The organism is Nioella aestuarii (assembly GCF_050896395.1).
GTDB lineage: Bacteria > Pseudomonadota > Alphaproteobacteria > Rhodobacterales > Rhodobacteraceae > Nioella > Nioella aestuarii.
This window is the reverse complement of record NZ_JBPBBA010000014.1, coordinates 1-21,433: the sequence shown is the minus strand read 5'-3', so window position 1 is coordinate 21,433 and position 21,433 is coordinate 1. Positions and strand designations below refer to the sequence as shown.

Sequence of the window (21,433 nt, the reverse complement as noted above, 5' to 3'; positions counted from 1 at the left end):
CCTGTGGAATTTATCATGATGAATTGCATTCACGCAAATGATCATGATAAATTCAAGAGAAATATTAGCGGGAGCCCGGCATGACCTTCTCGATTCTTGCCCATGACCAGAAAACAGGCACTTACGCTGCGGCGGCCGCCACCGGCAGCCTGTGTGTGGGCGGATGGGTCATTCGCGGCGATATTGAGAGGGGGCTGTCGGCCTCGCAAGGGACGGCGCCAAGCGTGTTCTGGCGCGATGAGGCGATTCGCCTGATGGGGCAGGGGGTAAGCGCGGGCGACGCGGTTTTCGCCGTGACACAAGGAGACGCGGGGCGCGGGCATCGGCAGGTGATCACGCTGGATGTTGCAGGCCGGGCCGGGGGCTTTACCGGCGGCAAGAGCATTCCTGCCGCCGCGCATCGCTGTTTCAGCGGGCTGGCGGTGGCGGGCAATATGCTGAGTTCCGAGGCGGTGCTGGACGCTCTGATCGCGCGGTATCGCGAGGGTGAGGGCGAGGACATGGCAGAGCGGCTGCTGGCAAGCCTGCGGGCGGCAGAGGCCGCCGGAGGCGATTCACGCGGGCTGTTGTCAGCGGCGATGCTGGTTCTGAATGCCGATGCACCGCCGCTGGATCTGCGGATCGACCGGAGCGATCAGCCACTGGAGGATCTGGCGGTGCTGCTTCAGGCCGCGCGCACGCCGCCCTATGCCGATTGGCTGGACGAGGTGCCGGTCCTGACGGATCGGTCTCGCGCACCGCGGTGAGGATGGGCGCAAAACGCGATTTCGAAATCACGTCACCCGCGCCCTGCATGGGCGCGTGACCGTCGGGTTCGGACTGTGGCGCTGCGGGTTCAAGCTCGGGCACGGCCGGGGACCGGCCGCAAGAACGCGATTTCGAAATCGCGTTGTGGCGCGGACCTCACCGCTTATTCCGCGATAAACCGGCGCATGACCTGCGCCTCCTGCCGCTGCATCAACGCCTCGGCCCCCAGCATATGTGACCGCATGATCGCCTCGGCGCGTGCTGCGTCGCCTGCCTCCAGCGCCTCGACCAGATCCAGCTGATGTCGTTGCCCCCTCGCGCGCAGTTCTTCGTTATGGGGTTCATAAAGACGGCGATAGACCGTCAGGTCGGTCAGGATCCGCGCCATGAAGGACACCATGAAGGCCAGCAGCGGATTGCGGGAGTATTCCGCCAGTTTCGCGTGGAATCTGAGCGAGGCAATATGCTGGTCGCGTTCTTCCTCTGGCGATTCTGCCGGGCGGTCATATTGCTGCACCAGCCCACGCAATTCGGCAATCTGATCGGGGCTGAGCGTGCCCGCAAGGGATGCTGCCAGTTCCGGCTCCACCACCTTGCGCATCTGGTAGATGTCCGAGACAGAGAGGTCCTGGAAGTAGAAGTAGTTGGCGAGCAGCGATTTGGCGCGTTCCAGGCTGACCTCGCCCACGAAGCTGCCACCGCCGGGGCCGGTGCGGGTGACGATCAGGCCCTGTGCTTCCAGAATGCGCATCGCCTCGCGCACGGTGCCCTTTGAGACGCCAAAGAGCGATATCATCTCTGCCTCATTCGGCAGTTTCGCGCCCCGTTTGAGGTCGCGTTCCACGACCCAATCCTTGATCTGATCGGCCACCTTTACGGGGCGGGATCGGCGGGGAAGGGCGGATTTGGGGGACGTGTCGGTCATCGGGCTCGGGCGCTGAATAATTATTAGGAACCTAGACGTATGCGGACGGCTTGTGTAGAAAATAATTTATCATGATAATTATGGGAAGCCCATAGATTGGGGACAAGAGGCCACGCCGACTGACCGACGGTGCAGAGTGTAGCGAGGCGGGGCCGGGGGTGCGCGCATTCCAGTCACGCCAAGGCACCGGTCGGCCCCGGTTGCAGCCAGCGTGTCCATCTGCGGCGGGATAGTGGCCTCCACCGCTTCTGCCTTCACGAGGGATTGGACCCGCCCGGGCACGGGGGAGCAGGGCGAGGGCAAAACCAAGGGCCCGCAGGTCAGAGGCTTTCGAGGAAACGGATCAGGGCGGCGCGGTCATGCGAGGGCATGGCGATGACGGCATCCCTCTGCGCCTCGGCCTCGCCGCCATGCCAAAGGATGGCCTCAAGCAGGGACCGGGCGCGGCCATCATGCAGGAACTGGGTGTGGCCGGATACCGTCTGGGTCAGGCCAATCCCCCAAAGCGGCGGGGTGCGCCATTCAGTGCCGGTGGCGCGGGCCTCTGGCCGGTGATCCGCCAGCCCCTCACCCATGTCATGCAGCAGAAGATCCGTGTAGGGCCAGATCAGCTGAAAGCTGTGTTCGGGCCGGTCTTGCAGCCTGTGGGTGACGAAACTGGGCACATGGCAGCCGGTGCAGCCGGTGGCGAAAAAGATCTCTCGCCCGCGCAGCACCTGCGGATCATCGATGTCGCGGCGGGCGGGCACGGCGAGGTTCTGGGAATAGAAGGTCACAAACTCAAGCGCCTCGGCGTCAATCTCAAACCCGCCCTGTTCAGGATCGGCCCCATGCGGCGCGGCGCGACAATTGGTTTGTGCTGCGGTGCAGTCTCCCCAAGGGCCGGGGAACAGAGGGTTCGAGATGCCGATATCACCGGCGAAGGCGGCGGCGGATTGTTGTCGAACCGTGGGCGCGCCCGCCTTCAGCCCGAAGCGCCCCAGCATCGGCAGACCGTATTCGACGGACCAGACGATATTCGGGCGGCCCGAAATACCATCGCCATTCGCGTCGTCGGGATCGGCATGGGCCATGATATCGGCGGCGGGAATGGCCTCTAGCAATCCCAGTCCGATCATCTGGGGGGCGATGCGCGGGGATAGCATGGCATCGGGGTGAAGCGGCCCATAGCCAAGGGTTTCCAATGTATAGGTGGGGCGCCGCAGCGAGACGATTTCGCCGTCCGATAGTGACAGCTCAACCTCTTCATAGGTGATCAGCATCTGTGCCTCTGGCGCGTGGCCGGGCAAGGCGAAATCCTGGATCTGGGTGCCATAGTTGGGGTCGGGCAAGGTGGCCAGGAAGCCTTCGATCTCATCTGTCAGGTCGGTATCAGAACCCGGGATCGAGAAGCGCAGAAACATCGAGATCGCCAGATCCTCTGGCCCCTCGGGCGGGTGGCCACGCCCGTCCTTCAGGTGGCAGCGCTGACAAGAGCGGGCGTTGTAAAGTGGCCCCAGCCCGTCACTGGCAATCGTGGACGATGGGGCAGACACCCAGAGCCTGCGGAACAGCCCGTTGCCGATGTGGAACTGAAGTTGGCGGTCGAAGGACATGTTGCCTGAGGGCTGAGAGAAGGCATCGGGTGTCAGCCGCGCACGCACCGTGGCTGCACCGCCGGAATTGACCTCGAACGGCCAGGCGGCGGTGAAATCGGCCGGCGGGGCCGTGATTTCCGCCACTCGGGCAGCCTCGGCTTCGGTTCTGGGGATCACGGACAGGTGCGGGTCGGTCAGGTCTTGTGCCGTGGCGGGACCGGCGATCAGCAGGGCAAGGGCGAGGGGGCGGAATGGAAACATGGGGCTGCCTGTCGAGCCGGGAAAAAGGGGATGCGCGCGGGCCGGGGGGGACATGCCCGCGCGCGGGGCGGGGTTACTGGAACACCGCCATGGGGTTGTCGAGGCTGTCGGAGCCTTCAATCGCAACGCCTTCAAGGCCCAACAAAGTCACGGCACGTTCTATGTGACGGGTCTGGGTGATCAGGCCCTCGACCCCGGCCATCACCAGCGCTTCACCGCCCGCATTGCCGCGTTCAAGCATCTGGTCATAGGCAAACCCTGCCTCGGCTGCGGTCTTGATCCGACCAAGGGCGCGCATCGTGTCGGCCAGCGCCATGCGCAGATCGGCGTCCAATGCGGGGTTGGCCTCGGCCACCAGATCCGAGAGGGAGGGGCCAGAGACACGGGTGCCATCAACGCGCGTGTATTCGCCCAGATAGATGTTCTGGATTCCGAGGCCGTCGAAGTAATGGCTGTTATGGGTGTTGTCCGAGAAGCAGTCATGCTCCTCCTCGGGGTCGTTCAGCATCAGGCCAAGGCGCATCCGTTCGCCCGCCATTTCGCCGTAGGACAAGCTGCCCATCCCGGTCAGGATCGCGGCAAGACCGGCGGTTTCATCCGCCATCAGCGCGGCGCGTGCGGCACCGTCTGCGGCCCATTGACCGGTGATCCACTCCAGATCGGAGATCAGCAGATCGACGGCAGCTTGCAGGTAGTCTGCCCGCCGGTCGCAATTGCCGCCGGTGCAAGCCGGTCCCTGCGCATAGTCGGTATAGGGCCGGTCGCCCGCGCCGGGGCCATGGCCGTTCAGGTCCTGACCCCAGAGCAGGAACTCGATGGCGTGATAGCCGGTGGCGACATTTGCCTCGATCCCGTCGGCCTCGTGCAGGGTGTCCTGCAATACTGCGGGCGTGATGGCCGAGGCGTCGATGACCACACCCGACAGGGTAAAGCTGGGGTTGGCAATGACGTTCAGGGCGGCAAAGGCGTTGTCGTCAGAGGGGCCATCATTGCCCCCATCCACATAATCGATCAGCCCTTCGTCCAATGGCCACGCATTCACCCGGCCTTCCCAGTCGTCGACAATGGCGTTTCCGAACCGGAAGACCTCGGTCTGTTGATAGGGCACGCGGGCGGCGCGCCATGCGGTACGGGCAGCCGCGAGGGTCTGGGGTGAGGGCGCCGCGATAAGCGCGTCGATGCGGGTTTGCAGGGTTTGGGCGGTCGAAAGGCTGTCTTCATAGGCGGCCTGCGCGATGTCTGCATAGGTGTCCAGCACCTCGGTTGCTGTCTGTGACAGGGCGGGGCTGGCCATGCATGTCAGGCAGGCGGTTGTCAGAAGGGAGCGTTTCATCGGTCTGTCCTTGGGTCCGAAATTAGGGTGCTGGCGACTCGGGCCGAATAATAACTGACAATAATACTCAACTAATGCAATAGATGATTAAAAAAGTCGGATATTAATTGGAGACAACAAAAAAAGCCGCCCCTGGGCGGGCGGCTTTAGATTGGGTCAGGGCAGGTGGATCAGCCGATCTTGTCGCGCCACTGGGCGGCTTTGGCGGCCGCCTCTCGTCTCATCAGCACCATATCCACGTCCACAGCGATGAACTTGCCGCCCGCCTCGTTCACCGCATCCAGCATCACCGGGTCGAGCGACAGGAACCCGGCGGGCAGCCCGGCGGCGGTGATGCGCTGAACAGCATCGACCACGGCGGCCTTGACCTCTGGATGTGAGCCCTGGCCGGGATAACCCATGGAGGCCGCCAGATCGGCGGGGCCGATGAAGATACCGTCGACGCCGTCAACCGCCGCGATGGCCTCGATATTTGCTAGCGCCTCGGCGGTTTCGACCTGCACCAGCAGGCAGATCTCTTCGGAAGCCCGCGTCGCGTAGTCTTTGACCGCGCCATAGCGCGTGGCGCGCGTGGTGCCGGCCATGCCCCGAATGCCATGCGGCGGATAGCGGGTTGCGGCAACGGCGGCGGCTGCTTCTTCGGCGTTCTGGACGTAAGGAATGAGCAGCGACTGCGCCCCGCAATCCAGCAGTTTCTTGATTTCGACCGCATCGTTCCAGCCGGGCCGCACCACGGCACTGACAGGATAAGGCTCAGCGGCCTGCATCAGCGGCATCGTTTCGACGGCGCCCATGGGGGAATGTTCGGTGTCGATCAGCAGCCAGTCATAGCCGCACCCGGCGAGCAACTCGACCACCCCGCTATCGGGGATCGAGACCCACATTCCAATCTGTTTCTTGCCCGCCTTGAGGGCGGCTTTGAAGGCGTTCTTGGGCAGATCCATGGCGGGGTGTCCTCTGCGGGTTTGTGTTACTTGACATGTTCAGCATCGCATGTGGGCGCTCGGAAGGAAAGATGGCTTGCGCGCCTTGTCCGGGCTTCTCAAGCCAGCGGCCGCGGGCTATGCCCTAGGGATGAGCGCGAACCCCGACCATATCCCCGGAATGCATCTGATCGTGGACCTTTACGGAGCCATCGGGTTGGATGATACAGAGTTTCTGGACAGCGCCCTGCGCGCGGCGGCGGGGGCTGCGGGTGCCACCGTTCTGGCAGGACATCTTCACCATTTCGGTGAGGGGCACGGGGTGACAGGCATTCTGCTGCTGGCTGAATCTCATATCTCAATCCACACTTGGCCGGAAACCGGCTATGCCGCTGTCGATATCTTCTTGTGTGGCCGGTCCGACGCCCATAAAGCTGCCAGCCATTTGCACGAAATTCTGCGGCCCGAGCGCGTACAGATCACCGAGATCGCGCGCGGACAAGGATGATCAGGGGAACCAGCGGTCCCAGCCATCGAGGTAATAGCCGACAAGCGCGTGGGATTGCAGGGTGTTAGGTTCCGCTTCTACCCGCGAGATATCACCGCCGAACAGCCGTGCCGCCTGCCATTCTTCATCATTGAGATAGCGCAGACCGTCTGGCAGCGGCAGGTTGTCCGATCCATGTTCCAGCGGGGCGGCGATCATGAACCCCCATTCCCCGAAACTGGGCACATAGGTGTGATAGGGCAGCGTCCAGAGCCCCGCCGTTCCCGGTGTCAGCGGGTTGGTGGCGCTTTCGAAGGTTTCAGCGATCGACCAGAAGGCCTGTCGCGCGAAAAGTGGCGATCCGGCCTGCGTGACGATCAACCCATGGGTGGACAGGCGTTCAGCCAGCAGCCCGTAGAAGCTGCGGGAATAAAGCCGCGACAGGGCGAGGTTCTTGGGGTCGGGAAGGTCGAGGATGATGACGTCAAAGAGCGTATCGGCATGTTCGATAAACTCCCACGCATCGGAATTGATGATGGTCACACGCGGGTCGCTGAAAGCGTGATCGTTCAGGGGCGCAAGGTCTGGGTGGTCGCGGAAAAGCGTCGTCACGGCAGGGTCCAGATCGACCAGCGTGACGGTTTCAACATCTTCGTGGCGCAGGACCTCTCGAGTCGCCATGCCGTCGCCGCCACCCAGGATCAGGATGTTGCGCGCGCGGGGGGCGATGCCCATTGCAGGATGCACCAACAGCTCGTGATAGCGGTACTCGTCGATGCTGTCGAACTGGATGGAGTGGTCGAGGAAGAGCCGCACCCTGTCCTGAAAACGGGTCACGGTGATCTGTTGGTAGGGCGTGGCCTGGTCGAAGATGATGCTGTCCTCGTAAAGCCCGGCATCGGCCACGGACACAAGCCGTTCGGATTGCACCAGCCCGCCCAGGGTCGCAGCGAAGGCGAGCGCCCAGAAGGTTACTTGTGTGCGGGTCACGAGATCGCGGAAGATCCACAATGACAGACCCGCAACGGCAAGGTTCAGTGCCCCGAAGGCCAGGCTTGCCGACATCAAGCCCAGATGCGGGATGATGAGCAGCGGAAAAGCCAGCGACGCGGCCAGCGCGCCCACATAGTCCACGGTCAGAACGTTCTCGAACCGGAATTCGCTGGCGCCTTCGGCTTTCAGGATGCGCACGATCAGGGGAATTTCCATGCCCGACAGAACGCCCACGGCAATGAGCATACTGTATAGCGGCAGGCCGACCTCGCCCAACCAGCCGTAGATGATGAAGAGAACCGGGGCCATGAAGCCGCCGACAAGCCCCAGAAGAATCTGCGCCCAGACAAAGCCGAAAAACGCCTGCCCCACATAGCGCGACAGCCACGATCCAAGCCCCATGGAGGACAGGAAGATCCCGATCACCAGCGAAAACTGGCGCACGGAATCCCCAAGCAGGTAGCTGGAGACGGTGGCCGCGACCAGTTCGTAGATCAGCCCCGCGATGGCGACCAGAAAGGTCGCCGCCAGAAGCCAGACCTCGCGCAGGCGCGGGGCGTGAGCTGGCGTCATGAAACGATGACGGCCGCTATAATAATGGCGATGGACAGGAACAGCATCCCGATCATGACGGCCAGTGCGATGTTTTGGTCTTCCTCGATCTCCTTGATGATCGGGAAGGGCGAGGCCGCCACGATCACCTTCCAGACGACCCACATCAGGCCCATGCCGATGGCGGTGTAGACGATGGTGCCGACAACCTCGGCCAGTTGAAGCTCTGCAAACAGTTCCATTGGGTCCTCTTTCTTATTTGACGCGACCGAAGCCGAAGAAGCCGGTATTGCCGCCGCTGCCGGTTCTCAGCGAGACATGCTGCCCGGTGGTTTCCGGGGCCGCACCCCGATAGGCGATGTACGAGACGCCAAGAACAGCGGCGATGGTGACGGCCAGGAATATGGTGCGAAACAGGTTCATGTCAGTCCTCGCTCGTCCAGTCGGATCCGCTCCAGCGCTTGCGGTTGAAGTTCCATCTGCGGGCGAAGCTGATCCCCACAACGATCAGGAAAACGATGGCCAGCCGATAGAGCCAGTAGCCTTTCGAAATCCCCGCGTAGGTGCGGATGGTGATATCGCCTTCCGAGAAATGCAGCTGGCGCGGGCTGGTGATGTCTCCTGTGAAGCCCGCAGCGTTGTTCGCCGAGCTTGGGCCCTGGCTGGACCAGCTGAGGTTCAAAAAGTAGCTCCCCGATAGGGACGAAGGGAAGACCAGTTCTGTGGTATTGAATCCGCCCGGCAAACTGCCCTGCGGCTGACCGCCAACCCTGACCCTTGCCCGACTTGGCCCCCCGGCCAAAGATCTGCCGTCTGGATAGGACAGACTGAGGGACGCATAGGCATAGACAAGGGAATTCGGCGAGTTTGCCAGTGTCGACACAACGTAGGGTGTTCCCTCGAATCTAAGTCGTACAGGCCCGCCTACATCTGGGATGGTGATCGGCACTGCCGAGGGGATTTGACGCGCCTGCACGACAAGTGGTTCACCGACGAGGGTACCGGTGCGGGTGTCAAAGATCATCGCCAGCGCGAAACAGACCACCATGGCAACCAGTGCTACGATCCGCATGAAGCGGTCATTGTCGCCGCCCATATAGGGCTGCATCGGATGGGTGCCGTAAGGGACGGGCGGGTTGGTCACGCCGAACGAGGCGGCAACCGCGGCGCTGTCCACCAGTTCGGACCGATAAACTTCGCGCTCTCCTCCGGTTTCCGAAAAGCCGAGCATGGCGCTGTCGGCCAGAACGGTCACGGTGGTGGTCTTCTCACCGATCTTGGGCGCCCAGGTGAATTCGCCCTCGGCAAAGATGATGTCGGCGGTTGAGGTCTCGTAATAGCGATAGCGGTCGCCATCGACCTTCACGGTTGGCGGGTGATTGGCCCGCTCCACTTGTGCGGATGACACCCAGACCGGCCGCCGGAAGCGGCGGGTGAAGACCAGATGCCCGTCCTCTATGGTCAGCCAGGCATAGCCATGGGTGGGCGAATAGAGCTGGTGGTCGATCCAGGTCCAGGTCTGGCCGCGGTATTGCTCGCGAAATTCCAGCATTCCGATGACGGTGTAATCTACGCCCTTGATCTTGCCCGACATGCCGATGCGGAAAGGGCTGTCGGGGCGCATTAGCCCGTCGAACTTGGCAATGACCTTGTAATCGTCCTGCGCATCCAGTTCGGCCCCGCAATAGGGGCAGACATGGACCATGACCCGCCCGCCGCCAAGAACGTCGAGCCCGGCCCCGCAAGAGGTGCAATTGACGCTGGTGGTTGCAGCAAGGCTCATGACTGCCTCCTGACCTTGATCTCGAAGGGATCAAACCAGTAGCCGAGGAACCAGGATTGCCCGCCCTCCCAGATTTCGCCAGACAGCAACAGGCCGCTTGCAGCCTGAGCGTTGACGAAGCTGTAGGTCTCGCCCACCTTCAGTTCCTCGTCGAAACTGCCCCGCACCGCCACGCATTCTGCGCTATCAACCTCGACCACCTTGAACTGCTGGTCCTGGCAGGTCAGTTCCCGGCCCGGGCGGAATTCGCCTTGTGCGCGGGGGTAGTTGCGGGCGGGCACCGGTTTCTGGACCACGATATCGCCCTCGTCGACGGATACCCACATGGGATCGCCCGACGGGGTTTCGCCCCAGAATTCCTCCCAAAAGCCGCGCCCGTAGGAAAACCGCGCATGGCCATGCAGCGTGACCGTGGTTTCCCCGCAGATCACCATGTCGCCGATGTCGAACAGCATTGGCACCTCGTGCATGACGCCCTGTTCGCCAGCCAGTCGGACTGCTTCAGATTCAATCAGGATCGTGGAGCCGCAGGAGGCGCAGGTGACCATGCGCGCGCGCGCAATGGTGGGGGTGACGTCATCGCCACAATTGGGGCAGCTGAATGTGCTCATATGCTAATCAAGCGTCGATCAATGGGCCCGCAAAGGGGCAGAAGTGCAGTAACCTGGCAAAGCCTAAGCGTACAAGGGCCCGAAATAAAGCCTGAATCTCTGGGCTGTGTCAGTCGCGGCGGCCATAATCGGTGAAGGCGGCCAGGGCTTCTTCTATCTGAAACCGGTCGAGAATGTGGGGCTGGCCGATGGAGAGCGACAGGCAATAACCCCGCGCCAGCGTCTCCAGCTCACCCATGCGCCAAAGGGCTTTTTCGAGCGTTTCGCCCACAACCGTGGCCCCATGATTGGCCATCAGGCAGGCGTGGCGGTCCATCATGGCATGGACGACGTCCTGTGCCAGTTCCTCTCCCCCGAAAAGAGCGTAGCCAGCCAGCGGCACATCGTGACCACCAAAGGCTGCCACCATGTAGTGGACCGCCGGGATCGACATGCGGTTCTGCGCCAAAGCGGTGCAATGCACGGGGTGGGCATGGACGACCGCGTGTATCTCGGGTTTGGCGGTGTAGAGCGCCTGGTGAAAGCGCCATTCGGTGGAAGGTCTGAGCGGGCCCTGCCGCTGCGGGTCACCCGATAGCGGAACCTTCTGGATCATGTCGGGCGTCATGTCCTCATACGGCACACCCGAGGGGGTGATCAGCATGGCGTCGCCCGCCCGGAGCGAGACATTGCCAGAGGTGCCTTGATTGATGCCATCGGCATTCAGTTTGAGGCAGGCGTTGATGATGGCCTGCCGGGTCTCGACACGATCAGCATAGGGTTGGGTCATCGCGCGGCCATGTCAGGAAAGAGCCCGGCAAGCCCTGCTTCGGACGCCTCGCAAATACCGCGTTCGGTGATCAAACCGGTGACAAGCCGGGCGGGTGTGACGTCGAAGGCGGGGTTGCCGCCCGGTGTGCCTTCGGGGGTAACCTGAACAGTGGCGATGCCATGTTGGGCGCGCCCCTGAACATGGGTGATTTCGTGTTCCGGGCGGTCCTCTATCGGGATCTCTGCAATGCCATCGGACACGGTCCAGTCGATGGTGGGTGAGGGCAGGGCGACGTAGAAGGGCACGCCGTTGTCACGGGCGGCGAGCGCCTTGAGATAGGTGCCGATCTTGTTGCAGACGTCACCCGCGCGGGTTGTCCGGTCGGTGCCGGTGATGACCATATCGACCTGCCCGTGCTGCATCAGATGCCCGCCCGCATTGTCGGTGATGTAGCTGTGCGAGATGCCGTGGCTGCCAAGCTCCCATGCCGTCAGCGCGCCCTGGTTGCGGGGCCGGGTTTCATCGACCCAGACATGGATCGGGATCCCGGCGTCATGGGCCTGGTACATCGGGCTGGTGGCGGTGCCCCAGTCGACGGTGGCGATCCAGCCGGCGTTGCAATGGGTCAGCAGGCGCACGGGCTCGCCTGCCGGTTTGGTTTCGGCGATGGCGCGGATGAGGGCGAGGCCATGAGTGCCGATGCGGCGGTTGATCTCGACATCCTCATCGGCGATGTGATGGGCCAGCTGAAGAGCGGCCTCGGCGCGATGTGTCGGGGTAAGGGGCCGCATGGCCGCGCTGGCCCGGTCGAGTGCCCATCTGAGATTGATCGCCGTGGGTCGGGTGGCGTGGAGCTGGTCATAGGCGGCCTGCATGGCGCTGTCTGACGGATCTTCGCGAAGCGCAAAAGCCATGCCGTAGGCAGCTGTCGCGCCTATCAGGGGCGCACCGCGCACATGCATGTCGGTGATCGCCGTGCAGTAATCCGCGAGGCTATTGAGCTGCTGGATGCGGAACTCATGCGGGAGCCAGCGCTGGTCGATGATCTGCAGCGCGCCTGCATCTTGATCCCACCACAGGGACCGGAAGGGGGTACCGTTCACTTTCATGCCGTCATGCTTGGGCCGGGGCGGCGGAGGGGTCAAGCGGGTTTCGCCGTGCCGTTGGCACGCCGACCGGGGAACGCGCCTCGTCACCCCCCGCTTGCGCGGGGACCTCCTCGGCGCGTGCTGCCGCGGATGCGGGGCGAGGGACGGTCTTGGGGTCAGGCGGATCGCCGGTGGATGGGACAGATGCCTCCGGCGGGAGTATTGGGGCAAAGAAGAAGGAAAAAGGCCGCCTGCGGGGAGCGGGCGGCCTTTGGGATCGGGTCTGCGAGACTTAGCCGATGATCGCGTTCAGCGTTGCCGAGGGGCGCATGACCTGGGCCTTCTTCTCGACCGATGGCTTGTAGTAGCCGCCGATATCGGCTGCGGGGCCTTGTGCGGCTGCCAATTCGCCAAGAATGGCCGTTTCACCTTCGGCGAGCGCCTTGGCGATCGGGGCGAAATGGGCGGCGAGATCGGCGTCATCGGTCTGCGCGGCCAGTGCCTCGGCCCAGTAGCGGGCGAACCAGTAGTGGCTGTCGCGGTTGTCGGGCTCACCCACCTTGCGCGAGGGCGAGCGGTTGTCGTCGAGGATGCCTTGGGTTGCGGCCTCGGCGGCGCGTCCAAGAACACCGGCCTTGGCATTGCCACGGCTGTCGGCGAGGAAGTTGAGGCTTTCACCCAGGGCGCAGAATTCCCCCATCGAGTCCCACCGCAGGTGGTTTTCCTCAACCAGTTGCTGCACGTGCTTGGGTGCCGAGCCGCCCGCGCCGGTTTCAAAGAGCCCGCCGCCATTCATCAGGCCGACGATCGACAGCATCTTGGCCGAGGTGCCCAGTTCCAGGATCGGGAACAGGTCGGTCAGGTAGTCGCGCAGCACATTGCCGGTGATGGCGATGGTGTTGTCACCTGCAGTGATGGTTTCCAGCGAGGCGCGGGTGGCGTCGCGGGGGGCCATGATCTCGAACTTGTCTGCGACGCCAGCCGCTTCCAGGGCTGGCTGGACGTATTTGATCAGTTCGGCATCATGGGCGCGGTTTGCGTCGAGCCAGAAAATGGCGCGGAAGCCCGTGAGGCGCTGACGGTCGATCGACAGCTGGATCCAGTTTTCAATCGGGGCCTTTTTCACGGTGCAGGCGCGCCAGATGTCACCGGCTTCCACCTCATGGGAATGCAGCGTCTCGCCACCCGCCAGCACGATGCGGATCGTGCCATCGGCAGGCGCCTCAAACGTGGTGGGATGAGAGCCGTATTCCTCGGCCTTCTGCGCCATGAGGCCAATGTTCTGAACGGTGCCGGCAGTGGCGGGGTTCAGCGCGCCATTGGCTTTGAAGAAGTTGATCGTTTCATCATAGACCGGCGCATAGCAGTTGTCCGGGATGACGCAGTTGGTGTCGGCCTCATTGCCATCGGGGCCCCAACCCTTGCCGCCCGCGCGGATGAGGGCGGGCATGGAGGCGTCGATGATGACATCCGAGGGAACATGCAGGTTGGTGATGCCCTTGTCAGAGTTCACCATATACATCGGCGGGCGGGCGGTGGTGGCCGCATCGATTGCGGCCATGATCGCGGGCTGGTCAGCTACACGGGCCAGAACGTCACCCAGACCGGAATTCGGGTTCACGCCGAGCGCGGCCAGCTCCTCGCCGAACTGGTCGAACACGGGCGCAAGCCAGGCTTTGACCGCGTGGCCGAAGATGATCGGGTCAGAGACCTTCATCATCGTGGCCTTCATGTGCAGCGAGAAGAGGGTGCCATCGGCCTTGGTGTCTTCGATGGCATCTGCCAGGAAAGCCGACAGAGCCTTGACCGACATGAAGGTGGCGTCGACCACTTCACCTTCGATCAGCGGCCAGGTGTCCTTGAGCGTGGTGACTGATCCGTCCTTGCCCACGAATTCGATCTTCGCGGCCCCGGCCTGCGCGGCGGAAAGCGTTGCCGACACCTCGTTGGCGTAGAAATCGTTACCCGGCATCGACGACACCTTGGTCTTGCTGTCGGCAGACCACTTGCCCATGCGATGCGGGTTTTTCTGGGCGAAGTTCTTGACGGCGGCGGCGGCGCGGCGGTCGGAGTTGCCTTCGCGCAGAACCGGGTTCACGGCAGAGCCTTTGAGGGTGTCATACTTGGCGCGGACGGCCTTTTCCTCATCGGTTTCGGGGGCTTCCGGATAATCGGGCAGGGCGTAGCCTTGCGACTGAAGCTCTTTCACGGCAGCAACCAGCTGCGGGACCGAGGCCGAGATATTGGGCAGCTTGATCACATTGGCTTCCGGCGTTTTCACCAGTTGACCCAGTTCCGCCAGATCGTCGGACTGACGCTGATCTTCGGACAGGTATTCTGGGAAGGTCGACAGGATACGACCGGCCAGTGAAATGTCTTTGGTGCCAACGCTGACACCCGCCGCATCGGCGAATTTGCGGATGATCGGCAGGAACGATGCCGAGGCCAGTTCGGGCGCTTCGTCTACAATGGTATACACAATGTCAGGTTGTTTTTGATCTGCCATGGTCCGGTCCCTTTTTCAAAGTTCAGAGGGGTGGGTCCCTGTCACGCCAGCCCCGGGCGGGGCGATGTTGAGCGGCGTCAGAGGGAACCCGGAGGATTCGCCGTGATTTGCTTCGCCCCTCGCCTAAATCAGCCCGCGCGATTGATCAACAGGACAAAGGCGCGCGTTTTGGCGCGGTCGGTGTTTCATCGGCGTGGCAGTGATGGATCAGGTGACGCGGGACCGGGTCTGGTATTCGGGCGCCTCGTAGATCTTGTCGTTGATGACGTCGCCCAAGATCTCGGCGGCGCGGACAACATCGGCCTCGTCCAGATACAGCGGGGTGAAGCCGAAGCGCATGATATCGGGGGCGCGGAAATCGCCGATGACACCGCGCGCGATCAGGGCCTGCATCGCGGCATAGCCGTGTTCGAACCCGAACGAGACCTGGCTGCCGCGCGTGGCAGGGTCGGTTGGGGACGCAAGCCGCAGGGTGGGACAGCGGGCGGTGACCTCGGCGACGAAGCGTTCCGACAGGGCGATGGAGGCTGCGCGCAGGTCGGCCATATCCACCCCGTCCCACGCTTTCAGCGCCTCTTGCAGCACCGCCAGTTGCAGGATGGGCGGTGTGCCGACGCGCAGGCGTTCCGTGGACATTGCGGGGCGGTATCCAAGTTCCATGGAAAAAGGCGCGTCATGGCCAAGCCAGCCGGACAGTGCCGGTTCCACGCCCTCGATGATGTCCGGGCGAGCGTAGATGAAGGCGGGCGCGCCGGGGCCGCCGTTGAGGTATTTATAGCTACATCCCACGGCGAATTCGGCGTTGCTGGCCGCCATGTCCACCGGGACCGCGCCTGCCGAATGCGCCAGATCCCAGATCATCACGGCACCCATTGCATGGGCCTTTTCGGTGATCGCTTTCATGTCGTGCATCCGGCCTGACCGGTAATCCACATGGGTCAGCATGACGACGGCCACGTCCTCGGTGATGGCATCCGCCACGTCCTGAGGCGATGGCGTGCGCAGCTCATACCCCTTGTCGATGGTACCGATCAGCCCCTGCGCCATATAAAGATCGGAGGGGAAGTTGCCGTTATCCGAAAGGATAACCCGCCGGTCAGGGCGCATTTTCAGCGCCGCTGCGAGGGCCTGATAAACCTTGATCGACAGCGTGTCTCCGGTGGCAACGGACCCCGCAGGCGCGCCGATCAGCTGCCCGATCCGGTCGCCCACCACGCGGGGCAGGTCCATCCAGCCCGCCGTGTTCCACGCGCGGATCAACTGCTGTCCCCATTCCTGATCAATCACTTCCGTGGCGCGCGCGGCGGCCCCTTTGGGCAGGACGCCAAGCGAGTTGCCATCCAGATAGATCACCCCCTCTGGGATCTCGAACAGGTCTTCACGGGGCAGGGATACGCCCATGTTACAGGTCTCCTCTGACATGCCAGAGCTCTGGGAACAGCTCCACCTCTAGCATCCGGCGCAGGTATTGCACGCCCGATGTGCCGCCGGTGCCGCGCTTGAAGCCGATGACACGTTCCACGGTGGTCACATGATTGAAGCGCCAGCGGCGGAAGTAATCTTCTAGGTCAACCAGCTTTTCACCCAGCTCATAGAGCGTCCAGTGCTGGTCAACGTTTTCATATACGGTCTTCCAGTGCGCCTGGATTTCGGGCCGCGCGCTGTGCGGCGTGTCCAGTTGCGGGGCTGGGGCGGGGTCCGGCCCATCCACCTCTGCGAAAAGCATCGCGACCACTTCGTCATAGAAGCTGGGGCGGGCCAGTTCAGCCTCCAATATGGCCGCCACACCCGGCACATGGGCGTGGGGTTTGACCATATTAGGGTTGCGGTTGCCCAGAACGAATTCGATCAGCCGGTACTGATAGGACTGAAATCCCGACGACGGCCCAAGCGCTTTCCGAAACCGCGTATAATCGGCGGGCGTCATGGTGCGCAGCACGTCCCAGGCGTTGTTCAGCTGCTCGAAGATCCGCGCAACTCGTGCAAGCATCTTGAACATTTGCGACATTTGTCCCGCGTGTAGTGCGTCCCGCGCGGCGGATAGTTCATGGATCGCCAGTTTCATCCACAGTTCGCTGGTTTGGTGCTGGATGATGAACAGCATCTCGTCATGGGCGTCGGACAGCGGGTGTTGCGCTTGTAGGATGCCGTCGAGATGCAGGTAGTCGCCGTAGGACATGGCGGCGCGGAAATCCATCTGAGCGCCGTCGCTGCCGGGGTTATAGGCTTGGTCGCTCATGGCGAGCCTCCTGAAATATGACGCACGCGAGTCTCGTTGGCCGGGACCCTAGGATTGATCCGCATTTGTTTCAAGCTTAAAATAACTCACTCGGCAGGGCTTGCCGCGAAGCTGAACCTGCCCGAGGTAATGCGTGCCACCAGATCACAGCCATGGGCCGGGTCCGAGAAGTGCAACCATGCATTGGCGGAAAAGCGGCGCGGTTCCAGCCGGTATATCCAAATGTTGATCAGTCCCGCGAGTGGCGTGTCGATTCCGGCCCGGTCCAGCAGGTGCTGGCGCCATTCGGGTGGCAGCGTATCCAGCTCCATTGCTGCGGCGATGTATTCGTGATCAACGGGCGCGATGGCATGGTCCGGCGTGCTGTGTTCCACCGTTGCGTGGGCAAGTTCATGGGTCAGCAGCGCCCCCAGCAAGATGTCGGGCGGCAGATCGGCATAAGGTTCGGCAGAGGGAATGCGCTCGGGATATCGCGCGGGGTCGGTGACGCGTATGCGGTCATGTGCGCAGTCGAAGGCTGCGAGGCAATCGGCGATCGGATGCTCGACTGTTTCAACGATTTCGATCAGCAGCGGCCGGGCAAGTGTAAGCCCGCAGCTTTCCATCCGGGCTGCGTTCTCTGAACTGATGGCACAGATCATGGTGTGCTGCGCCATGTCCGGGGCATCGGTCACGAAGCGCGGATCAGGGCAGGGCAGGGGATCGGCGCTGACGCTTGCCGAGGTAACGCAAATGGCCAGAGCCAGGCTGCACAGCGTGCGGGCAGACATGGAACCTCCAGGTTGACAATGTTCACTATCCGGCGGGAAACAGCGATATGGCAAGCCTTATTGCAGGTGATTGGCTTAGCTGCGTCGAAGGCTGCTTGGCGGGTGGCCGAATTCGCGGCGAAAGGCGCGGGTCATGGCGCTTGCATCGGCATAGCCGCAGCGCGTGGCGATCTCGGCCACGGAAAGCGTCGTGCGCTCTGCCAGCAGCCGCGCCTGCCGAAGCCTCAATGCCGTATAGACGGCGCGGGGAGACATGGCGGTTTCACGAGCGAAATGCGCCTCCAATCCGCGTTGGCTCAGGGACAAACGCGCGGCGATTTCCCCCACTGGCAAAGGCGCCTCTATATTTCGGCGCATGATCGAAACGGCAGCCTGCACAAGCCGGTCGCGAGGCAGGCGCGTGAGCGGATCGGCACGGGGATCTGCCTCGCCATGCATGAATAGTGCCGCCACCTCCAGCCGCAGCATCGCGCCGTGGTGGGCGTCGATCAGATGAAGCATCAATTCAAACGTGGTGGTGGTGCCGCCGCAGGTGATGCGGTTGCCGTCAATCACGAACCGGTCCTCGGTCACGGTCACATCGGGAAAGCTTTCGGCAAGATTTTCCAGCTCGTCCCAATGGATCGTTGCGCGCCGCCCGTCCAGCAGCCCTGCCGCAGCCATGAGGTAGCTGCCGGTATCAAGGCCGATCACGGTCCTGTACCGCCCTGCCGCTGCCCTGAGGGCGCGCGCGAGGGCGGGGGTGGCGTGACGCTCGAAATCATAGCTAGGCATGACAAGCAGGTAGTCGCCGCCGGGATGATCGGAAAGCCGCGCCTGAGGCTGTACGGTCAGCCCGGACGACGAAGCCACGCCGGAGCCATCGAGGCTGAGGAACTGCCAGTCGTAAAGCGCCCTGCGCGACAGCATGTTCGCCCCGCGCAGCGGTTCCACCGCATTGGCAAGGCAATGGTTGGAAAACGCCGGAAACAGCAGCACACCGATGCTGCGAGGCGGCATAATCTGTTGCGATTTGTGCACGGGATGCGGCCAATTCTGCATGATCATTCAATGCGCATCTTCCATAGTCAGACCAACAGGACAAGGGAGAAGGCCCATGCATTTCGGTCTGACCGATGAACAGGAGATGATCGTCTCCACCGTGCGAAGCTTCGTGGAGAAGGAAATCTACCCGCATGAGGACGCGGTTGAGCGCACCGGTGAAGTGCCCAAAGAGGTGGCTGATGAGATCAAGCGCAAGACGATCGATCTTGGCTTCTACGCCTGTAACTTTCCCGAGGAGGTCGGCGGCGCGGGGCTGAGCCACCTGGAATTCGCGCTTGTGGAGCGGGAGCTGGGGCGCGGGTCGATGGCGCTCAACCACTTCTTCGGGCGGCCGCAGAACATCCTGATGGCCTGCGAGGGCGAGCAGAAGGAACGCTACCTGCTGCCCGCCGTGCGCGGCGAACGGATGGACGCGCTGGCGATGACGGAACCCGGTGCCGGGTCGGACGTGCGGGGGATGAAATGCTCTGCCGTGCGCGATGGTGGTGACTGGGTGGTGAATGGCACCAAGCATTTCATCTCTGGCGCGGACCATGCGGATTTCATCATCGTCTTTATCGCCACGGGCGAGGACATGACCCCGAAAGGCCCGAAAAAGCGGATCACCGCGTTTCTGGTCGACCGGGGCACACCTGGTTTCACCATCCGCGACGGCTACAAATCCGTCAGTCATCGGGGCTACAAGAACATGGTGCTGGAGTTCGACGACTGCCGTCTGCCGGACGCGCAGGTTCTGGGCGAGGTCGACGGTGGATTTGCGGTGATGAATGAGTGGCTTTATGCCACGCGGATCACCGTCGCCACGATGAGCGTAGGCCGTGCCCGGCGGGTCTTTGACTATGCGCTGAACTACGCCGCCGAGCGCGAACAATTCGGTCAGCAGATCGCCAAGTTTCAGGGCGTGAGCTTCCAGATTGCGGATATGATCACGGAAATCGACGCGGCGGACCTGCTGACGCTGAACTCCGCCTGGCGCTTGGATCAGGGGTTGCCCGCGAACCGCGAGATCGCCTCGGCCAAGGTCTATGCGTCGGAGATGCTGGCGCGGGTGACCGATGCCGCGCTGCAAATCTATGGCGGCATGGGGCTGATGAGCGATTATCCGATTGAGCGGTTCTGGCGCGATGCGCGGGTGGAGCGGATCTGGGACGGGACCAGCGAGATCCAACGCCATATCATCAGCCGGGAGCTTTTCCGGCCGCTTGGTGCATGATGACGGGTATTTCGCCGCCTTCGGCGTCGATCCGCGCGGTCCTGCGGACCGCGGGAGGGGGGCTCTGCCCTCGTCGTCTGTCGGCGGCGCCCCCGGGGTGTTTTTGCATAGAAGAAAGACATGGTCGCGAGGTGAAGCGTCGTGCGTGATCTGAACCGGTTGCTTAGGCCAGCGAGCATCGCCGTGATCGGGGGTGGGGCGTGGTGTGCAAATGTATTGCGCGAATGCCGTAAGGTCGGTTTCGCGGGCGATCTTTGGCCGGTGCATCCGAGCCGGTCAGAGATGGCGGGCCTGCGGGTGTTTGCACGGGTGGAGGACCTTCCGGGGGTGCCGGACGCGGTATTTATCGGGGTAAACCGATACGTGACCGTCGAGACCGTGGCGCTGCTGTCTAACATGGGCGCGGGCGGGGCGGTGTGCTTTGCCAGCGGCTTTGCGGAAGCTGAGGCGGAGCTGGCGGACGGGCCGGAGCTGCAGCGTGCTTTGGTCGCTGCAGCGGGGGATATGCCGGTGTTGGGGCCGAATTGTTACGGGTTTCTCAATGCGCTGGACGGGGCTTTGTTGTGGCCCGACCAGCATGGGCTGGTGCCGATCGACAGCGGCGTCGCGATTGTCACGCAAAGCTCCAACATCGCCTGCAACCTGTCGATGCAGGCGCGCGGGCTGCCGATTGCCTATATCATGACGGCTGGAAACCAGGCGCAAACCGACCTGGCTATGATGGGACGGGGGTTGCTGGCCGATCCTCGTGTCACGGCGCTTGGGCTGCATATCGAGGGGATTGCCGATCTGCGCGGGTTTGAAGCGCTGGCCGCGACGGCGCGCGAACTTGGCAAACCGATTGTTGCGGTGCGGATTGGCGCTTCGGAACAGGCGCGGGCGGCGACGGTGTCGCATACCGCCTCGGTCGCGGGCAGCGATGCAGGGGGGCGGGCCCTGCTTGCGCGGCTTGGCATAGCGCAGGCGCGGACACTGGCCGAGATGCTGGAGACGCTGAAGCTGCTGCATGTGGGAGGCCCGCTGGCGTCGAACCGGATCGGGTCGCTGTCGTGCTCGGGGGGCGAGGCGAGCCTGATGGCGGATCTGAGCATCGATACCGGGCTGGTTTTCCCGCCGTTGGAACCGGGGCAGAGGGCGGCGTTGGCAGAGGCTTTGGGACCCAAGGTAGCGCTGGCCAACCCCTTGGACTACCACACCTATATCTGGGGTGATCAGCCCGCAACCACGCGCTGTTTCAGCGCCATGATGCAAGGCGATCTGGCCATGGGCTGCGCGGTGCTGGACTTCCCGCGCGAAGACCGCTGCGACGCGAGTGACTGGCACAAGGTGGTGGAAGCCATCGCCGATACGCAAGCCGCGACGGGCAAGCGCATGTGCATCCTAGCGAGCTTGCCCGAAACCCTGCCCGAAGCCGTGGCCGATCGCGCCGTGGCGCGGGGCATCGTGCCGTTTTCCGGGATGGGAGAGGCACTGGCGGCACTCGATCTGGGGGCATGGCTGGGGCAGGCGCGTTCGGTGCCGGAGCCGATGCTGATGCCCGGGGATCCCGTGGGCGCACGAACCCTGACGGAAGCCGAGGCCAAGGCGGCGCTGGCGGATCATGGTGTGCGCGTGCCGGGATCGGGCCGGG

At 63.0% G+C, this 21,433-nt stretch carries 20 protein-coding genes; 4 read left to right on the top strand and 16 right to left on the bottom strand.

Going from position 1 to position 21,433, the window contains the following annotated elements; genetic code table 11:
* Positions 1-80 precede the first annotated feature (80 nt).
* On the top strand, positions 81-746 hold the full coding sequence (locus ACROHD_RS10025; RefSeq protein ID WP_432677594.1) for a DUF1028 domain-containing protein: 666 nt from the start codon (positions 81-83) through the stop codon (positions 744-746).
* 164 nt (positions 747-910) lie between these two features.
* Here the strand turns inward: ACROHD_RS10025 and ACROHD_RS10020 are convergent, their stop codons facing one another.
* The 4 genes from ACROHD_RS10020 to ACROHD_RS10005 form a co-directional block, all read right to left on the bottom strand.
* Complete coding sequence (locus ACROHD_RS10020) at positions 911-1,672, bottom strand: FadR/GntR family transcriptional regulator (protein WP_432677593.1); 762 nt, start codon at positions 1,670-1,672, stop codon at positions 911-913.
* 320 nt (positions 1,673-1,992) lie between these two features.
* Positions 1,993-3,510, bottom strand: coding sequence for a di-heme oxidoreductase family protein (locus tag ACROHD_RS10015; protein ID WP_432677591.1), 1,518 nt, complete (start codon positions 3,508-3,510; stop codon positions 1,993-1,995).
* Between the two features lie 73 nt (positions 3,511-3,583).
* On the bottom strand, positions 3,584-4,843 hold the full coding sequence (locus tag ACROHD_RS10010; protein WP_432677589.1) for an imelysin family protein: 1,260 nt from the start codon (positions 4,841-4,843) through the stop codon (positions 3,584-3,586).
* Between the two features lie 170 nt (positions 4,844-5,013).
* Complete coding sequence (locus ACROHD_RS10005; RefSeq protein ID WP_432677588.1) at positions 5,014-5,787, bottom strand: HpcH/HpaI aldolase family protein; 774 nt, start codon at positions 5,785-5,787, stop codon at positions 5,014-5,016.
* A 130-nt stretch (positions 5,788-5,917) separates the two neighbouring features.
* Here ACROHD_RS10005 and speD point away from each other — a divergent pair, with 130 nt between their 5' ends.
* Positions 5,918-6,274, top strand: a complete 357-nt coding sequence (gene speD / locus ACROHD_RS10000; RefSeq protein WP_432677587.1) for an adenosylmethionine decarboxylase — start codon at positions 5,918-5,920, stop codon at positions 6,272-6,274.
* Here the strand turns inward: speD and ACROHD_RS09995 are convergent, their stop codons facing one another.
* The 12 genes from ACROHD_RS09995 to ACROHD_RS09940 form a co-directional block, all read right to left on the bottom strand.
* Positions 6,275-7,819 (bottom strand): polyamine aminopropyltransferase, encoded by a 1,545-nt coding sequence (locus ACROHD_RS09995; RefSeq protein ID WP_432677586.1) that lies wholly within the window; start codon positions 7,817-7,819, stop codon positions 6,275-6,277.
* Positions 7,816-8,040: a DUF350 domain-containing protein gene (locus ACROHD_RS09990; RefSeq protein ID WP_432677585.1), complete on the bottom strand. Its 225-nt coding sequence runs from the start codon at positions 8,038-8,040 to the stop codon at positions 7,816-7,818. The genes ACROHD_RS09995 and ACROHD_RS09990 overlap by 4 nt, the downstream gene beginning before the upstream one ends.
* A 13-nt stretch (positions 8,041-8,053) precedes the next feature.
* Complete coding sequence (locus ACROHD_RS09985) at positions 8,054-8,221, bottom strand: hypothetical protein (RefSeq protein WP_432677584.1); 168 nt, start codon at positions 8,219-8,221, stop codon at positions 8,054-8,056.
* Between the two features lies 1 nt (position 8,222).
* Positions 8,223-9,581, bottom strand: coding sequence for a DUF4178 domain-containing protein (locus ACROHD_RS09980; protein ID WP_432677583.1), 1,359 nt, complete (start codon positions 9,579-9,581; stop codon positions 8,223-8,225).
* Positions 9,578-10,192: a DUF4178 domain-containing protein gene (locus tag ACROHD_RS09975; protein ID WP_432677581.1), complete on the bottom strand. Its 615-nt coding sequence runs from the start codon at positions 10,190-10,192 to the stop codon at positions 9,578-9,580. Before ACROHD_RS09975 ends, ACROHD_RS09980 begins: the two co-directional genes overlap by 4 nt.
* Positions 10,193-10,301: 109 nt before the next feature.
* The gene (locus ACROHD_RS09970) at positions 10,302-10,961 is read right to left on the bottom strand and encodes a class II aldolase/adducin family protein (RefSeq protein WP_432677580.1); all 660 of its coding nucleotides are present in this window, start codon (positions 10,959-10,961) and stop codon (positions 10,302-10,304) included.
* On the bottom strand, positions 10,958-12,052 hold the full coding sequence (gene mtnA / locus ACROHD_RS09965) for an S-methyl-5-thioribose-1-phosphate isomerase (RefSeq protein WP_432677579.1): 1,095 nt from the start codon (positions 12,050-12,052) through the stop codon (positions 10,958-10,960). The genes ACROHD_RS09970 and mtnA overlap by 4 nt, the downstream gene beginning before the upstream one ends.
* 271 nt (positions 12,053-12,323) lie before the next feature.
* Positions 12,324-14,537 carry an NADP-dependent isocitrate dehydrogenase gene (locus ACROHD_RS09960; protein ID WP_432677578.1) on the bottom strand — a complete coding sequence of 738 codons (2,214 nt, stop codon included), beginning with the start codon at positions 14,535-14,537 and terminating at the stop codon, positions 12,324-12,326.
* 207 nt (positions 14,538-14,744) lie between these two features.
* Complete coding sequence (gene kynU, locus ACROHD_RS09955; RefSeq protein ID WP_432677577.1) at positions 14,745-15,938, bottom strand: kynureninase; 1,194 nt, start codon at positions 15,936-15,938, stop codon at positions 14,745-14,747.
* 1 nt (position 15,939) lies between these two features.
* Positions 15,940-16,776: a tryptophan 2,3-dioxygenase gene (locus ACROHD_RS09950; protein ID WP_432677576.1), complete on the bottom strand. Its 837-nt coding sequence runs from the start codon at positions 16,774-16,776 to the stop codon at positions 15,940-15,942.
* A gap of 86 nt (positions 16,777-16,862) precedes the next feature.
* Entirely contained in the window at positions 16,863-17,546 is a 684-nt protein-coding gene (locus ACROHD_RS09945; RefSeq protein WP_432677574.1) for a DUF6639 family protein, read from the bottom strand.
* 75 nt (positions 17,547-17,621) lie between these two features.
* Positions 17,622-18,587, bottom strand: coding sequence for a GlxA family transcriptional regulator (locus tag ACROHD_RS09940; protein WP_432677572.1), 966 nt, complete (start codon positions 18,585-18,587; stop codon positions 17,622-17,624).
* 55 nt (positions 18,588-18,642) lie between these two features.
* Between ACROHD_RS09940 and ACROHD_RS09935 the strand changes: the two genes are divergently transcribed.
* Both ACROHD_RS09935 and ACROHD_RS09930 read left to right on the top strand, forming a co-directional pair.
* On the top strand, positions 18,643-19,803 hold the full coding sequence (locus tag ACROHD_RS09935) for an acyl-CoA dehydrogenase family protein (protein WP_432677571.1): 1,161 nt from the start codon (positions 18,643-18,645) through the stop codon (positions 19,801-19,803).
* Positions 19,804-19,944: 141 nt separating this feature from the next.
* The coding region (locus ACROHD_RS09930; RefSeq protein ID WP_432677570.1) for a CoA-binding protein at positions 19,945-21,433 on the top strand (1,489 nt) is incomplete at its 3' end.

Coding starts and splice junctions, on each gene's coding strand:
- ACROHD_RS10025 (WP_432677594.1), top strand. CDS start 81: ATGACCTTCTCGATTCTTGCCCATGACCAGAAAACAGGCACTTACGCT.
- ACROHD_RS10020 (WP_432677593.1), bottom strand. CDS start 1,672: ATGACCGACACGTCCCCCAAATCCGCCCTTCCCCGCCGATCCCGCCCC.
- ACROHD_RS10015 (WP_432677591.1), bottom strand. CDS start 3,510: ATGTTTCCATTCCGCCCCCTCGCCCTTGCCCTGCTGATCGCCGGTCCC.
- ACROHD_RS10010 (WP_432677589.1), bottom strand. CDS start 4,843: ATGAAACGCTCCCTTCTGACAACCGCCTGCCTGACATGCATGGCCAGC.
- ACROHD_RS10005 (WP_432677588.1), bottom strand. CDS start 5,787: ATGGATCTGCCCAAGAACGCCTTCAAAGCCGCCCTCAAGGCGGGCAAG.
- speD (WP_432677587.1), top strand. CDS start 5,918: ATGAGCGCGAACCCCGACCATATCCCCGGAATGCATCTGATCGTGGAC.
- ACROHD_RS09995 (WP_432677586.1), bottom strand. CDS start 7,819: ATGACGCCAGCTCACGCCCCGCGCCTGCGCGAGGTCTGGCTTCTGGCG.
- ACROHD_RS09990 (WP_432677585.1), bottom strand. CDS start 8,040: ATGGAACTGTTTGCAGAGCTTCAACTGGCCGAGGTTGTCGGCACCATC.
- ACROHD_RS09985 (WP_432677584.1), bottom strand. CDS start 8,221: ATGAACCTGTTTCGCACCATATTCCTGGCCGTCACCATCGCCGCTGTT.
- ACROHD_RS09980 (WP_432677583.1), bottom strand. CDS start 9,581: ATGAGCCTTGCTGCAACCACCAGCGTCAATTGCACCTCTTGCGGGGCC.
- ACROHD_RS09975 (WP_432677581.1), bottom strand. CDS start 10,192: ATGAGCACATTCAGCTGCCCCAATTGTGGCGATGACGTCACCCCCACC.
- ACROHD_RS09970 (WP_432677580.1), bottom strand. CDS start 10,961: ATGACCCAACCCTATGCTGATCGTGTCGAGACCCGGCAGGCCATCATC.
- mtnA (WP_432677579.1), bottom strand. CDS start 12,052: ATGAAAGTGAACGGTACCCCCTTCCGGTCCCTGTGGTGGGATCAAGAT.
- ACROHD_RS09960 (WP_432677578.1), bottom strand. CDS start 14,537: ATGGCAGATCAAAAACAACCTGACATTGTGTATACCATTGTAGACGAA.
- kynU (WP_432677577.1), bottom strand. CDS start 15,938: ATGGGCGTATCCCTGCCCCGTGAAGACCTGTTCGAGATCCCAGAGGGG.
- ACROHD_RS09950 (WP_432677576.1), bottom strand. CDS start 16,776: ATGAGCGACCAAGCCTATAACCCCGGCAGCGACGGCGCTCAGATGGAT.
- ACROHD_RS09945 (WP_432677574.1), bottom strand. CDS start 17,546: ATGTCTGCCCGCACGCTGTGCAGCCTGGCTCTGGCCATTTGCGTTACC.
- ACROHD_RS09940 (WP_432677572.1), bottom strand. CDS start 18,587: ATGCAGAATTGGCCGCATCCCGTGCACAAATCGCAACAGATTATGCCG.
- ACROHD_RS09935 (WP_432677571.1), top strand. CDS start 18,643: ATGCATTTCGGTCTGACCGATGAACAGGAGATGATCGTCTCCACCGTG.